At 61.4% G+C, this 15,396-nt stretch carries 11 protein-coding genes; 5 read left to right on the top strand and 6 right to left on the bottom strand.

Annotation, left to right across the window (positions count from 1 at the left end; genetic code table 11):
• Positions 1 to 732: 732 nt before the first annotated feature.
• The 4 genes from AB7M25_RS09410 to AB7M25_RS09425 all read left to right on the top strand — a co-directional run bounded on the left by AB7M25_RS09410 (position 733) and on the right by AB7M25_RS09425 (position 2,832).
• A complete protein-coding gene (locus tag AB7M25_RS09410; protein ID WP_429383582.1) occupies positions 733 to 1,140 on the top strand; it encodes a VOC family protein in 408 nt (135 codons plus the stop codon).
• A 50-nt stretch (positions 1,141 to 1,190) separates the two neighbouring features.
• Positions 1,191 to 1,646 (top strand): GNAT family N-acetyltransferase, encoded by a 456-nt coding sequence (locus tag AB7M25_RS09415; protein WP_429383712.1) that lies wholly within the window; start codon positions 1,191 to 1,193, stop codon positions 1,644 to 1,646.
• A 107-nt stretch (positions 1,647 to 1,753) separates the two neighbouring features.
• On the top strand, positions 1,754 to 2,107 hold the full coding sequence (locus AB7M25_RS09420; RefSeq protein ID WP_429383580.1) for a hypothetical protein: 354 nt from the start codon (positions 1,754 to 1,756) through the stop codon (positions 2,105 to 2,107).
• A gap of 197 nt (positions 2,108 to 2,304) precedes the next feature.
• Positions 2,305 to 2,832 carry a PaaI family thioesterase gene (locus AB7M25_RS09425; protein WP_429383576.1) on the top strand — a complete coding sequence of 176 codons (528 nt, stop codon included), beginning with the start codon at positions 2,305 to 2,307 and terminating at the stop codon, positions 2,830 to 2,832.
• A 134-nt stretch (positions 2,833 to 2,966) separates the two neighbouring features.
• Here the strand turns inward: AB7M25_RS09425 and AB7M25_RS09430 are convergent, their stop codons facing one another.
• From AB7M25_RS09430 to pvdM, 5 genes are all read right to left on the bottom strand, one after another.
• The gene (locus tag AB7M25_RS09430) at positions 2,967 to 5,384 is read right to left on the bottom strand and encodes a TonB-dependent siderophore receptor (protein WP_454237202.1); all 2,418 of its coding nucleotides are present in this window, start codon (positions 5,382 to 5,384) and stop codon (positions 2,967 to 2,969) included.
• Between the two features lie 127 nt (positions 5,385 to 5,511).
• The gene (locus AB7M25_RS09435) at positions 5,512 to 7,161 is read right to left on the bottom strand and encodes a cyclic peptide export ABC transporter (RefSeq protein WP_454237203.1); all 1,650 of its coding nucleotides are present in this window, start codon (positions 7,159 to 7,161) and stop codon (positions 5,512 to 5,514) included.
• Positions 7,162 to 7,352: 191 nt separating this feature from the next.
• Positions 7,353 to 8,225, bottom strand: coding sequence for a dihydropyoverdine dehydrogenase (pvdO, locus tag AB7M25_RS09440; protein WP_429561366.1), 873 nt, complete (start codon positions 8,223 to 8,225; stop codon positions 7,353 to 7,355).
• Between the two features lie 29 nt (positions 8,226 to 8,254).
• Entirely contained in the window at positions 8,255 to 9,535 is a 1,281-nt protein-coding gene (gene pvdN / locus AB7M25_RS09445; RefSeq protein WP_429561367.1) for a pyoverdine-tailoring periplasmic protein PvdN, read from the bottom strand.
• A 31-nt stretch (positions 9,536 to 9,566) separates the two neighbouring features.
• Positions 9,567 to 10,916, bottom strand: a complete 1,350-nt coding sequence (gene pvdM / locus AB7M25_RS09450; RefSeq protein WP_429561368.1) for a pyoverdine-tailoring dipeptidase-like protein PvdM — start codon at positions 10,914 to 10,916, stop codon at positions 9,567 to 9,569.
• A gap of 241 nt (positions 10,917 to 11,157) precedes the next feature.
• Here pvdM and pvdP point away from each other — a divergent pair, with 241 nt between their 5' ends.
• Positions 11,158 to 12,777, top strand: a complete 1,620-nt coding sequence (gene pvdP, locus AB7M25_RS09455; protein WP_454237204.1) for a pyoverdine maturation tyrosinase PvdP — start codon at positions 11,158 to 11,160, stop codon at positions 12,775 to 12,777.
• 1,218 nt (positions 12,778 to 13,995) lie between these two features.
• Here pvdP and AB7M25_RS09460 read toward each other — a convergent pair.
• Entirely contained in the window at positions 13,996 to 15,390 is a 1,395-nt protein-coding gene (locus AB7M25_RS09460) for an efflux transporter outer membrane subunit (protein WP_454237205.1), read from the bottom strand.
• Positions 15,391 to 15,396 lie beyond the last annotated feature (6 nt).

Below are 15,396 nucleotides of genomic sequence, written 5' to 3' on the forward strand. Positions count from 1 at the left end.
TGCAGGGATGGGTACCTGACTATTTGATGGGCTATACACCCTGGGTAACCACGGGCTACTAAACCCGATCACTGACAATCAGTGACCCGAACCAAGTTACCGGCCACCCCCAAGGCGCACAAGCCGGCGGATTCTGGCGTACCTGTAGGCAACGACGCAAGGCGTTGTGGCTTTCATGAAGTAACCTGTAGGCCGCTTAAACAGGCGCTATTGAGTGGTTCTTAACCTGCTGTTATGCCTTATCAAAGAACGTTGAATTCCTCGGAGTCAGCAGGAAGCGTCCTACGAAAGTTTGCGGTTGGCAGTCGGAAGTACAGCCCTTACGATCTGACGCCACGCAATGGTCGGGTAAGCGAGCCCTCATCGAGTCAAAGTACAACACGTACGATGCTGGTTGAGTGACGGATCAAATCGAAATATTGAGCGTGTTGCATGCTCGGCAGGAATATCCCTGATCTTCAGGGTATTTCATCGCCGGTTGCCCCCAAAAAAAGGATCATCACGTAATCCCGGGAAACACGGATAACGCAATACCTGTAGGAGCTGGCTTGCCAGCGATGGTCGTTAACGATGACGCGTGAGAGCTGGATAAACGCGGCGCACTTGAGAACATCGCCAGCAAGCTGGCTCCTACAGGTACTGCGTGAAGAACCGCAAAAAAGCAGTCCCTCGACACTTCACTCAAAACTGCTAAATTCATCGCCCGATTGGCACGACAAGGAGTGTTCGTTCATGAAATTTGGCTACCTGATCATCTACGTCAAGGATGTAGAGGCCTCTCTCAAGTTCTTCTCATCGGCCTTCGGGCTCAGCGTTCGATTCCTCCATGAGTCAGGCACTTATGGCGAACTGGAAACCGGCGAAACCGCGCTGGCATTCGCCGCCGATGAACTGGCCGCATCGAACTTCAGCACCGGTCATGTCCCGGCGCACTCATCCCTCAAACCGTTAGGCATCGAAGTCGGGCTGGTAACCGAGGATGTCCCCGCGGCCCATGCCAAAGCGATCCGAGCAGGCGCTAGCGAAATCGCTGCCCCGACTACCAAGCCCTGGGGGCAAACCGTGTCTTACGTTCGATGCCCTGACGGAACGCTGGTTGAGCTGTGCACACCCGTAAACGCTACCGAGAGTGAGTCTTGAAAGCCGGGCGCGAAGCAAACCACGCAGATAAGTCTGGCAGTAACCTGCAAGTGGTCACGTCAACAGAGCCATTGGCGATACTTGAAGTCTCAGGGATTACGCCGCAAATCCGGGAGCTGGAAACGGAGGCCGTTGCAGAGGGCTTCAGGTTCCTCTCCCGGTTGATCGAGGAATGGGAAAGCGGTGCCAATCGATTCGATCAGCCGGGTGAGTGTCTTTTCGGGGCGTTTCGCAACGGGCGGCTGGTTGCCATAGGCGGTCTTTCGTCAGACCCATTTGCCGAACCGGATGTAGGGCGATTACGGCGGCTCTACGTCGCCCCTGCATCAAGGGGCCAGAACGTGGGCAAAGCGTTGGTCCAGCAACTGCTGGAATTGGCGTCCGGGCATTTCCGCGTTGTGCGACTGTCCACGGACACACCCGAAGGCGCTGCCTTTTACCTTCGCTGCGGGTTCCAGCCGATACAGGATGATTTTGCGACGCATATGAAGTCGTTGGTGGAGTGAAATAGCCGATGCGAACTCTTAGAAAAAACCTCATCAGTTGCCTGATATTCCCCATCGCCCCAGTCGCCGTCATTTATCTCACCGCCGCCCTGTGCAGGGGCATCTGGATGGAAAGCTTCTACACGCCCGGCGAGGATGGCGGGGAAGTCGAACTCACGTTGACGCTCTACATCTTTCCGCTGCTGCTAATTATTTTTGCCCCCTTGCTGGCGGGGCTGACGGCGTTGACGCGTTGGGGCGCGCGGCGCTTTGCACCCGGTGCCTGGTGGCGGTGGGGCATGGCGATTCCACGCGTCATCCTGGCGGCCATTTCATTGTTTATGTTTCTGCTTTCGACCGGTTTCCTGATGGGGGATGTACTCGGCCCATTCAGACATTGGCAGGTGGCGTGTGCGTGGGTAGCCTGCGCGGTCACCGTAGGGGCGTTTGTGGTTCAGCAAATCTCACGCCTGAAGGAATAGTTCTCAAGCCACGGACGGGGTTGCCGAGCTATCTTCCGCATCGTGTATCGGCTATGTAATATCGACATCGGCCCGATGCTACCCGCCGTTCACTCCCGGCGGGAAAGAGAAAAGCGTCTCCTCCTTATTGATCAGCCGTTGCGATCCGGGGCGACCCGGTCCGTTTTGAACCACCTGCTACTAAGGATGAATACGCTATGACCACGCAGGACATTTCGCTTCAAGACATCGCCGCGCCTGAAGGCGTTTGCTATGGCTGCGGCAGCCAGAACCCGCACGGGCTGCACATCAAGAGCTTCTGGCATGAAGACGGGGTGCATGTCATGGCCGAGCATATGCCCGATGACAAGTATTGCGGCTGGCCGGGTCTGGTTTACGGCGGTTTGATCGCGATGCTGGTCGATTGCCACTCCAACTGGGCCGCGATGGCTTATCACTACCGCGCCGAACAGCGCGAAGTGGGCAGTTTGCCCCACGTCACCTGCGTCACCGGTAACCTGGGCATCAAGTACATCAAGCCTACCCCGATGGGCGTACGTCTGACATTGCGGGCAAGAGTCGAGGGTGATGTCGGGCGCAAAAGTCGCGTCATCTGTGAGATTTTCGCCGGGGATGTCCTGACCGCTGTCGGGGACTCCACGTTTGTCCGCGTCGATACCGAGCAACTCCGGACTGCCGCGCACGACCGTACATTGCAAGCAGAAAACGGAACCGGGCCGCTGTAGGAGCGAGCTTGCTCGCGATGGTCGTCAACGATAACGCGTGTTTACTGGTTAAACGCAGCGTTCTTGAGTCCATCGCGAGCAAGCTCGCTCCTACAAGTGGCCCGGTCTGTGGTTGCGGATGAAGCACTCAGCCATCAGTACTGCGCGCGCAGGCTCAGGGTCACGGTGCGCGGGTCGCCGTAGAAGTTGGTGCCCCAGGACGCATCGACGCGATCGTAGTACTTGCGGTCGAACAGGTTGTTGGCAGTCAGTGTCGACGACAGGTTTTCGTTGAACTTGTAGCCGACCTGCGCCGTGGTGATGGCATAGCCGCCTTGCTGGAACTTCACGTCACGCTGGTAGTAAGTATCGCTGACCGCCCGCACGCCACCGCCGACGCTGAAGTCCTTGAGCGGACCGTCGGTGAACTCGTACTTGGTCCACAGGTTGAAGTTGTGCTTGGGCGTGATGGTGCTGAAGGTCTTGCCTTTGTTGGCTGCGTCGCCGTCCAGGAACTTGGTGGAGGTGTAGGCGTAACCGGTGACGATGCTCCAGTTCTCGGTCAGGTTGCCGCTCAACTCGGTTTCCCAGCCTTCGCTGCGTGCCTTGCCTTCGGTCATGTAGGCACCGGAGTTGTTGTCGTATTCGGCGCGGTTTTCATCGTAGATGCGGAACGCCGCGATGCTGGCGTTCAGGCGACCCTCGTAGAACTCGCGCTTGAGGCCGATCTCGTACTGCTTGCCTTCGCGCGGGCCGACCGGCTGGCCGTCCGTGCCGATTTCGCTCTGCGGTTTGAACACGCCGGTGTAGCTGAAGTAGGTCGACAGTTCCGGGGTAATCTTGCCGATGAGGGCGCCGTACGGCACGACCTTGCGATTGATGCTGGTGTGGGCTTCGCCGAAGTTGTTGAAGAAAGCGTTGGCGTTCTTCGCGTCGGCTTCGTACCAGGTCACACGGCTGCCGCCGATGACGTCGAGCCAGTCGGTGACGTTGAACTTCGCACGGGTATAGACACCGTACTGGTCGGACTTGGACCAGTTGCCATTGACGTGCGCATAGTCGTTGCGGGGAATGTCGATGCTGCCCGGATCCCACACGTTGATCGGGAAGTACTCGCCGCCGCCGTAGGTGAAGTCCTTGTCCAGGTGCTGGTACTCGGCGCCCAGGGTGAACTCGTGGCGGCGATCGGCGAACTCGAAGGGCGTGGTGACGAAGCTGTCGACGCCGATGGTCTTGATGTGGGTGTAGTAGTCGTAGGCCACGGCCCAGCTGTCACCGGTGGCCGGGTCGACCGCGCCGTCCGCCCAGGTGAAGTTACGCTCCGGGGTTTCGGCATCGCGATAGGTCAGGGTGGTCTTGAACTGACCGCCGTTGTCCAGTTCGTGATCAACTTCGGCAAAGGATTCCCAGACTTTCTCGTTCAGAGTGTTCCACTTGGCATCGACGAAGGTCGAGCGCGGAACGTCCAGCAACGTGCCATCGGCATAGGCCGGCAAGCCGAAGGCCGGGGTGGAGTTGTTCTTCTGGTAAGCGCCACCGACCGACAGGGTGGTGGCCGGGTCGAGGTCGAATTCCAGGCGACCGTAGACCATCGGGCGTTCGTTCTGCGCGTAGTCGACGAAGGACTGGTTGTTCTCGTAGGCGGTGATGAAGCGGCCGCGCACGGTGCCCTGGTCGTTCAGCGGGCCAGTGACATCGACCATGGAACGGTAGTGATCGTAGGAGCCAGCGGCCAGTTCGCCACCGAGGGCGAATTTGCCCAGGGCGCGCTTGCGCACCACGTTGATCGTACCGCCGGGTTCGCCTGCACCCTGGTACAGGCCCGACGGGCCGCGCAGCACTTCGATGCGGTCGTACATCGCCAGGTCGAAACTGGTGGCCATGTCGCCCTGGCCGGTGGGTTGCGAGACGCCGTCGACCTGCACCTGGTCGACGAGGAAGCCGCGCATGTAGACGTCGTTGAGGCTGGAGCCGGAGTTGTAGGTCTTGATGGTCACGCCGGTGACCTGGCGCATGGCGTCCTGCAGGCTGTTCATGTTCTGGTCGTCCATGCGCTGGCGCGTGACGACGGACACCGACTGCGGGATGTCCTTGACCTTGATGTTGCCTTTGCCGATGGTCACTTCATCGCTGGTGTAGGAATGCGTGCCTTCGGTGGTCGGGCCCAACGCCACGCCGGTGATGGAGGTCGCACCCAGTTGCAATGCACTGGAGTCACCGACCGCTGGCACCAGCGACACGGTGTTGCCATTCAACTGAAAATTGATGCCGCTCCCCAGCAGCAAGGTTTTCAGTGCCTGTTCCGGTTCCATGTTACCGGACACCGCCGTGGACTTGATGCCGTTGACCATGTCCTGGCTGTAGAGAATCTGCAGGTTGGTCTGCTGGCCCAGTTCGCGCAACGCACTGGCCAGCGACTGAGCCGGCACATTGACGTTCACCGGGGCCGCCTCGACCTGGGAGGTACCCAGCAGCAACAGGGTCAACAGCGCGCCCGGCACGACCGTTCGGAATTTCTTTTGCCGATCGATGGCTAATGCCAAGGGTGCGCGGGACAGAGTAAGGCTTTGCATTGCTCGAATCGCTCCAGAAGGGTGTGTGCAGTTTTTTAGTTAATGATAATTATTATTAGACGGGCCACTTTGCCTAAACCGGAAAACAAACTTCAAAAAAACAACAACCTGCGTGCAACCACCGCTGTCAGGCGGTCGCGCGCTCGGTGATGACCCGGCCCGACTCCATGCGCACCAGTTGATCGGCCATGTCGAAATAGCGGTCGTCGTGGGAGATGACGATGATGGTTTTGCCCAGGCGCTTGAGGTCCGGCAGCAGCTCGGTGTAGAAGATGCGGCGGAAGGTCGGGTCCTGGTCGGCGGCCCATTCGTCGAATACCAGCACCGGGCGTTCTTCCAGCCAGGCATTGACCAGCGCCAGGCGCTTGCGCTGGCCGGTGGACAGGTCGGTGGTGGTGAAACTGCCGTCCCTGACACTGACCTTGTGCGCAATTTCCAGGCGTTGCAGGTAGGCATTGGCATCTTCGGGGATGTGCTGGTCACCCTGCACCACGTCATCGAACAGGTAGTAGTCGGCAAAGATCGTGGTGAACAACTGGCGGTAGTCGTCTCGATTGTGTGCGTCGATGCCTTGGCCGTTGAGCAGGATTTCGCCGTGTTGCGGGGCGTAGAGGCCCAGCAGCAACTTGATCAGCGTGGTCTTGCCGCAGCCGTTTTCGCCGACGATGAAAATGATGTCGCCTTGCGCGATGGTCAGGTTCACCGGGCCCAGGCGAAACGCGTCGCTGCCCGGAGCGGCGGGGAAGGCGTAGCTGACGTTGTTCAGTTGCAGGCTGTTGACCACGGCCGGCGGGGTGCCTTGGTCGTTGAGCAGCAGGTGCGGTTCCGGCGAGGAAAACCGGCTCGACAGTTCGGCGATGCGGCGAAAGGCGATGCGCGCCCGGCTCACGATCGGCAAGGTGCTGACCAGGTGTTCGATCGGGCCTTTCATGTACAGCAGCACCAGCACGAAACCGCTCGTCACCGCTTTGTCGGCGCTGGGCCAGAAGGATTGCAGGGCCAGCGCCAGGCCGATGACCACGAAGAACAGCATCGAGCCGAGGGTCTTGGCGATCACGAAGGTGTTGATCGAACGTACCTGTGTGTCGCAGATGAAATCGGCGGTGCCCTGGATGCCCTTGACGAACATGCGCTGGCGGCGCGGACGGTGGATGCGCAATTCCTTGGCGCCGCTGGCAATGGCGTTGTAGTGCTTCTGCAAATCGTCTTCGGCGTCGCGGGCGGCCATGAAACCCTGGATACCCTTGCCCTGCGCGTAGAACTGGATGCCGGTGCCGATGGCAATCGCCAGCACCATCATCAGGAACATCGGCCACGACAACATCGCCAGGTAACCCATGCAGCCGAGGGTCACGGTCAGGGAAATGGCGAGCGGCGCGAAGGCGAAGGCGAAGTCGCTGATGGTGTCGACGTCGTGGGTCAGCACCGGGATCAGCCGGTGGCTGCGGTAGCGTTCGATCTGCTCGATGGGCGCCGAGAGTACTTTTTCCCCCAGCTCTTTGCGCAGTTTGGCAATGATGTGCTGGCCGACGTAGTTGGTGCCGATGTCCGAGCAGATCGAACTGCCCAGGGCCAGCAGGCACAGGCCGCCGAACAGCGCGACCACGCCCTGGGTCAGGCCGTCCGGCGAATGCAGCGCGTTGTTGATGGTGGCCAGCAGCACCGTGACGCTCAGGCCGCCGACCATGCCCAGGAGGATCGACAGACTGACGACGAGCCGGAACGGTTTCAGGAGGCTGAACAATTCATGAATGGCACCGCGCGTTGGCTGGGTCATGAGCAGAGGGTTCCTTGGGTCTTGAGGCAGATACCCAGTAGAACGTCTGATGGAGGGCTTAATTTATATGGTGGGCGACACAAAACCTGTGGGAGCGGGCTTGCTCGCGAAGGCGGCGGGTCAGAAAAATTGATGTTGGCTGACACGACGCCTTCGCGAGCAAGCCCGCTCCCACAAGGTATGGGGAGAGGTTAGAGACTGCGGACTACACGGAATCCGATCCAGTCGCCACGGGTCTGCGGGTCGATGTCGTTGCGGTTGCCCGAGCGGGAAAACACCGGTGCTTCGCCCCAGTCGTTGCCACGGATGCGCAGGGTGTCGCAGTCGGGCTCGGTCCAGGCGCTGCCGTCGGTGGGCGCGCCAACGTAGTCCGGGTGATAGCAGTCGGCGATCCACTCGTAGACGTTGCCGTGCATGTCATATAGGCCAAAGGCATTCGCTGGGTAGCTGCCGACCGGCGAACTGTAGCTGTAGCCGTCAGTTGGGCCGTAGGTGTTGGCGTGGGTGGCGATGCTGTATTCGGTGCCGGGGTCGAACGGGAAGGGGAACGCGCCCGTCGATCCGCCACGGGCCGCGTACTCGCGCTGGGCTTCGCTGACGATGTGGTAGTGCTGGCCGGTTTTCATCGACAGCCAGGCGACGTAGGCACTGACCTCGGCGAAGTTCATGCACACCGCCGGCTGGCGCGGGCCCTGGGGGTAGCTCGGCTTGCCGTTGCTGCACGCGCGGCCGGGGCGGGTGTCGCCATCGGGCAGGGTGATGCCGGTTTCCTTCATGTATTGGTTCCATTCGCCGGCGGTGATCTGGTAGCGGCTCATGGCGAAGGGTTTGTCGAACGTCACCTCATGCATCGGGCCTTCATCTGGCTCGCGGCCGACTTCGTCGTCCGGGGTGCCCATGGTGAAGGTGCCGGCGGGCAACACGACCATTTCCGGGCAGTCACGACAATCCTTGAACACTTTGCCCGGTAATGGCGCCGTATAGGCCTGGGCCAAGCCCGGCACGGTACTGCCGAGCAATCCCAGCAGCATCAGGGCGCCGAGGTTTTTGAGGGGGCTTTTCATACGGGGTCTCACTCCTTGAAATCGGTGGGTCAGAGCCGGCTGGCCATCAGTTCCATCAACCTGTCGATGTGCGCTTCGGTATTGAGCAACCCCGGCGACACTCGAATGATCGGCCCGACATCACGGTCCACGGCATCGCACACCACGCGCTGATCCATCAGGTAATTGGCGACTTCTTCGCAGTCGCGGTTCTTGATGCGGAAGAAGGTGAAACCGGCGGAATATTCCGGTGACAGTGGCGTCACCAGCTCCACCGACGGGTGCTGCTGCAAGCGTTTTTTCAGGTAGCTGTTGATGTCATGGATGCGTGTCGCGACCTCGGCCTTGCCCAGGTCCAGGTGCAACTTGAAGGCTTCGGTCAATGCCCAGCGGTGTTCGAACGAGTGATAGCCGCCGTAGGTCATCACCGTGGAAAATTGCGTGGCTTCGGAGAAGGTCGGGATGGTCGGCGTCACGTCCTTGAGCTCGTCGGAACGGGCGCAGATGATCCCGGTGCCCCGTGGGCCGAACATCCATTTGTGGGTGCCGGCGATGAAGAAATCGCAGTGCATGTCCGGGAAGTCGACGTTCTCCACGCCGAAGCCGTGGACGCCATCGATCACGTAGAGGATGCGGTCCTTGTCCTTGCGGCCACGGTTTTTCTCTTCCACCAGTTTGCCGATCTCGCCGATGGGCAGCTTCACGCCGCTGCCGGAGTGCACCCAGGTCATGCCCAGTACGCGGGTCTCGGGGCGGATGTTGCGTTCAATCGCGGCCAGCACTTCGGCGGTCGAGACCTTGTACGGGTCCTCGAACAATTTGATCTTGCGAACCTGGGTGCCGTCCTTCTGGGTGCGGTATTCGAACACGCTGTTGGCGGCGTAGTGCTCGTGATCGCTGGTGAGGATTTCCTGGTCCGGGCGCACGTGGATGCCGGCGTAGATCATCGCCAGGCCTTCGGTGGTGCTGCCGGTCAGGGCGATCTGCGACGGTTTGGCTTTCAAATAGCGCCCGGCCCAGACGCGCACCTCTTCTTCGCGGCGTTCGGTTTCACCGCGATGCCAGTCCATGGCAAGGCCCGGGTTACGATCGAGGTTGGCGCGGTGCATCTCGATGGCTTCACGCACCGGACGCGGGTGCGAGGTCACCAGGAAGTTGGCGAAGTGCAGGTAGTTCGGGTCCTGCGTGAACAATTGGCGCAACTGGTCCCATTTGTCCTTGGGCAAGGGCGCCGGGGCGGCGGCCAGTGCCGGCAGGTTCACGGTCGAGGCCAGGGGAATGCCGGCCGCCAGAATGCCGGCCTGCTTGAGGAATGAACGACGGTTGGTCATGGGTTCGGTTCGCTATGGCAAAAAGGAAAAATCAGTTCTGGACCACGGGCCGGGAGGACTTTTGCACCTGGTCCCAGACCCGCAGGAAATTGCCGCCCCAGAGCTTGGCGATGTCGGCCTCGCTGTAGCCGCGGCTGATCAGTTCGGCGGTCACGTTGCGGGCTTCGCTGACGTCTTTCCAGCCGTCGAGGCCGCCGCCATCGTTGAAGTCGGAACTGATGCCGACGTGGTCGATGCCGATTTTTTTCACGGCGTAATCGATCGCATCGCCGTAATCCTTGAGACTGGCCTTGGGTTCTTCGTCGAGGATCGAATAGAGCTGACTGGCGTATTCGCCGAAACGCTGCTCGGGCCAGACGGTGATCACCGGGTCACCCGGCATCAGGGCCATCTCCAGGCCTTGCAGCGGTTGCAGGTCGAAGCGCGCGCGCAGGGCGTTGAGCTTGTCCTGGGTGGCCTGGCTCAGCGGGCGGAGGTAGGTCGGGAAACCGACAATCTGCACCACGCCGCCGCTGTTCTTGATCAACTGCATTTCCGCATCGCTGAGGTTGCGCGGGATGTCCACCAGGGCCCGCGGCGCCGAGTGCGAGGCGACCATCGGCGTGCGGCTCAGGTGCGCGACCTGCTCCAGGGCCTTGGTCGACATCTGCGACACATCGATGATCACGCCCAGGTCGTTGAGGCGGTGCACCGCTTGCTTGCCGATGTCCGACAGCCCGCCGAGGGCGTCCCGCGAATCATTGAAGAACGGCAGCGGCCGCGACGAGTCGGCCCAGGCGTTGTTGCCCACGTAGCTGAAGCCGAACATGCGCATGCCGCGCGCCGCCCACTTGTCCAGGGCGTTGAGGTCATTGCCCAGCGGGTAGGCGTTGAGCATGCTGATGAAGATCGCGAACTTGCCTTCGCCGTGCAGGCGACGGAAGTCGTCGGGGGTGTAGGCGATGGCGACTTGATGGGGGAAGTCACGCACCATCGCGCTGATGATCTTGTAGCGGGTTTCCTGCTCGTGTCGGGCCTCGTCGACGAAACCGGCGGTCGGGCGATGGGGCGCGTTGGGGCCGTTCCAGATTTCCGGCCAGCCGAAAATCGTCAGCGCCGCCCCGGACAGGCGCCCGCGTCCGGTCTTGACCAGGTCGAACTGGCCTTCGCCGTCCTTGTCGACTTCGTTGCCGGCGGTGCCGAAGTCCATGGGTACGGTGATGTGGCTGTCGAACGAGAGGATACGCTCCTGCAGTTGATCGGCCTGTTTCATGACCTTCACCGGGTAGCCGGGATTGTCCCTGAACCAGTAGTCCCAAGCCCCGAAGCCTGCCCCCGCGCTGATGGCGAGGGCCAGCGGCAAGCCGATGAAAAGAGCCTTTTTCGAACGTGGTTTTGTCATTGCCGTCTCAGTCAGGTTCGCCGTCGGGGATCAGGCGCGGGGGCCTTTGCTATCTGGGGGGAACGAGTGGCCGGGACAGGAATTTAGTGTTTGTGCCGGCCTCATCGCTGGCAAGCCAGCTCCCACAGGGGTATCGCAGTTCCTGTGGGAGCTGGCTTGCCAGCGATGCCTTTAAATTTGTCGGCGTAACACTCGTTCTAGCTTGGATAAAGCCTGCTCCATGGCTGACACAGGTAGGGCAATGACGATTTCTCGACGATGGTTCCTCGCGGGTCTGGCGCTGACCGGTGCCGCCGTGCCTGCGGTCTACTACGGGCATCGCGAACTGACCCGGCCGGACCCGACGATCACCCCGGACGAAGCCTCGTTCGACGTGGCGGACGTGGCCGGCCAGCGGTTGGCGGACGCCTTGCGCGGGGTCTGGCAGATTCGGTTCGAAGGTCGTGACGCCGGTATCGAAGGCTTGCCGTTGGAAGGGCTGGAGGTCTTTCTCGACATCGCTCACAAAGGTCGTGGCGTGCTCGGTTACCTCGACACCGCCGAACGTTTGCGCTCCGCCGAGGAGCCCCGTTACCGGGTGCTCGGCGATCTGTCCGGGGCCAACCCGAAGCAGCTCGGTTGGCGACTGCTGGGCGCCAGCGGCTGTTGCGATTACGAATTCGACATGACCCTGGATGAGGTCTGGGCCGGTTTCGGTAACGCCGGCAGCGGCAGTCTCAGCGGGCGCGTGCTGGACCTCAAGCGCCCGCTGATGCTGACGGCCCAGGACAATCGCTTCATTGCCGTCAAACAGGCGTTCCCTGAAGCGCGCGAACGCACCGGCCTCAATCCGGCCCTGCTGGCCTGGCTGGTATCGCCGGAGCACCGTTTGTTCCACCAGCTCTGGCATGCCTCCCGGGACAAATGGCACAAGCTGTCCGAAGACCAGCGCGGCGCCCTGCGCGGGCTCGGCTGGCAACCCGGTCCGCGTGACAGGGAGCGCGATGGCCGAGGTGTACGCAAGGATCGCAACGGTTCGGGCGTGGACTTTTTCTTCATGCACCGGCACATGCTTGGCACGGCGCGTTCGATGCAGGACTTGCCGTCCTGGACGCACTTCCCGTTGCCGCAACCGGAGCTGGCGCGGGACCGGCCCGGCTTCGCCCGCTACTTCGACAACCACGACGGCACCGCGCTGCCGCCGACCTGGCTGGCCGAGGACGATGACGAGTACACGCAATGGGTCAGTGACATCAAGACCGGCGAGACGTATCACAGCAACTTCCAGGTCTGGGAATCGCGCTACCGTGATCCGCGTTACCTGTCGACGCTGACCCTCGGCCAGTTCGGCTCGGAGGTTGAGCTGGGCCTGCACGACTGGCTGCACATGCGCTGGGCTTCGGTGCCGCGTGATCCGTCCAACGGTCAGCCGGTGCCGTTTGCCCGGGATCCGGCGGACTTTTCCGCACGCTGGTTCGCCGCGGAAAACGACTTCCTTGGCGACCCGTTTTCCTCCCATGTGAATCCGGTGTTCTGGTATTTCCACGGCTGGATCGACGATCGTCTGGAGGACTGGTTCCGCGCCCATGAGCGCTTCCATCCGGGGCAGGTCAGTCGGCTGCAGGTCAATGGCGTGCCCTGGTTTGCGCCGGGGCGTTGGGTCGAAATCGATGACCCGTGGCTCGGCCCGGTCACCCATGGCTGCAGCACCACACCGGGGTTGCAGGCGGGCAAGTCAGTGGAAATGGACCCGGAAACCATGAAGCTGGCGTTGCGCATTACCTTTGGCGAGGACGAGAAGAAGTTGAAGGATTTGTTCCGCAAGGTGCCGCAGCGGCCGTGGTATGCGCGCAATCTGAAGGCTAAACAGAACCAGGCTTGATACCGCGTTATCGTTCAATCGCTGGCAAGCCAGCTCCCACAAGGTTTTGTGTGTGCCGCATGATCCGGGCACGACGCATAACCTGTGGGAGCTGGCTTGCCAGCGAAGGCGTCCTCCCTGACGACAAAATTTACAGAACCTGAGCCCCCACCCAGCGCCTTGTACAGTTTGATCGCTGGCAAGCCAGCTCCTACAAGGTTTTGTGTGTGCCGCATGATCCGGGCACGACGCATAACCTGTGGGAGCTGGCTTGCCAGCGAAGGCGTACTCCCTGACGACAAAATTTACAGAACCTGAGCCCCCCACCCAGCGCCTTGTACAGTTTGATCGCTGGCAAGCCAGCTCCTACAAGGTTTTGTGTGTGCCGCATGATCCGGGCACGACGCATAACCTGTGGGAGCTGGCTTGCCAGCGAAGGCGTCCTCACGGATCACACAAATTACAGAACCTGCCACCCCCCACCCAGCGCCTTGTACAGTTTGATCGCTGGCAAGCCAGCTCCTACAAGGTTTTGTGTTTGCCGCATGATCCGGGCACGACGCATAACCTGTGGGAGCTGGCTTGCCAGCGAAGGCGTCCTCACGGATCACACAAATTACAGAACCTGCCACCCCCCACCCAGCGCCTTGTACAGTTTGATCGCTGGCAAGCCAGCTCCTACAAGGTTTTGTGTTTGCCGCATGATCCGGGCACGACGCATAACCTGTGGGAGCTGGCTTGCCAGCGAAGGCGTCCTCACGGATCACACAAATTACAGAACCTGCCACCCCCCACCCAGCGCCTTGTACAGTTTGATCGCTGGCAAGCCAGCTCCTACAAGGTTTTGTGTGTGCCGCATGATCCGGGCACGACGCATAACCTGTGGGAGCTGGCTTGCCAGCGAAGGCGTACTCCCTGACGACAAAATTTACAGAACCTGAGCCCCCCACCCAGCGCCTTGTACAGTTTGATCGCTGGCAAGCCAGCTCCTACAAGGTTTTGTGTTTGCCGCATGATCCGGGCACGACGCATAACCTGTGGGAGCTGGCTTGCCAGCGAAGGCGTCCTCACGGATCACACAAATTACAGAACCTGCCACCCCCCACCCAGCGCCTTGTACAGTTTGATCGCTGGCAAGCCAGCTCCTACAAGGTTTTGTGTTTGCCGCATGATCCGGGCACGACGCATAACCTGTGGGAGCTGGCTTGCCAGCGAAGGCGTCCTCACGGATCACACAAATTACAGAACCTGCCACCCCCCACCCAACGCCTTGTACAACGCAATACTCGCCTGCATCCGCGACAAGCGCAGTTGCACGTTCAAATCCTGCGCCGCATACAGCGTGCGTTGGGTTTCCAGGACCGTCAGCAAATCCTCGGCCCCGGCCTGGTAACGGCTTTGCGCGATGTTGAACGCGGTCTGCGCCTGGCTCAGTTCTTCACTCTGCCAGCCGCGCTGTTCATCCAGCCCGCGAATGCTGTTGAGGGCTTTTTCGACGTCGGCGAAGCCGTTGATGATCGCGCCGCGATAGGTTTCCAGCAGTTCCTGCTGGCGTGCCGTGGCCTTGTCGCGCTGGGCACCGAGGCGGCCGTTGTTGAACACCGGCGCAAGCAGCCCGGCGCTGAGGTTGTAGAAGGGGCTGCGCAGGATATCGTCGGCCCGGTCGGCACCGGAGCCGATTTCGGCGGTGAGGGTCACGGTGGGCAGCATTGCGGCCCGGGCGACGGTGACGTCGGCCTGGGCGGCGGCCAGTTGCGCCTCGGCCCGGGCAATGTCCGGACGGCGGCTGAGCAACTGGCTGGGCACCCCGGCGTCGATGGCCGGCCAGGTCAGTTGATCGAAGCGTTCCTGACCCAGCGACAGTGCCTGCACCGGGCGGCCGAGCAGGGCGGCGAGGCTGATTCGCGCCTCCTCGGCCTGTTGCCGCACCAGCGGCAGCTGGCGTTGCTGCGCCGCCACCAGGCTTTTTTGCTGCGCCAGTTCAAGGGCCGTGGCCGAGCCCGAATCGAAGCGGGTCTGCACCAGTTTCAGTACGCTTTGCGCATTGGCCAGGTTCAACTCGGCGATGTGGCTCTGTTCCTGCAACGACAAGGCTTGTGCGTAACTGTTGGCCACGCCGCTGAGCAAGGTCAATTCCACGGTGGCCTGATCGAACTCGCTGGCGTCCAGACTGAATTGCGCACTGTCGCGGCTGGCCCGCTGGCCGCCCCAGAAATCGATTTCGTAGCTGGCCACCAGGTTCGCATTGAAGTAGTCGACGGCGTCGTTATCGCTGTCGGCATCGAGCTGACTGTAGCCGTTGCCCCGCATCAGCTTCTGGCGATTGGCATTGGCCCCGGCCTTGACCTCCGGCAGTTGCGAGCCGCCGGCGATGACCGTGTCGGCCTGGGCCTGGCGCACTCTGGCGATGGCGGCGGCCAAATCGTAACTGCCGAGCCGCGCCTGCTCGATCAGGCGACCCAGTTGCGGACTGCCGAAGCGGTTCCACCATTGCTGGTTGTCATGGACCGCGCCTGCGGTGTGCGGCGATTGCCAGGCGGCCGGCGGCTGGATGCCGCTGTCGAGGCGCTGGGCCGGGGTGCCGCAGGCACTGAGCAACAGGCACAGGGTTAGCACACTGAGTGGCGGCTTCATCAATCG

It is taken from the genome of Pseudomonas sp. AP3_22 TE3818 (genome assembly GCF_053628995.1).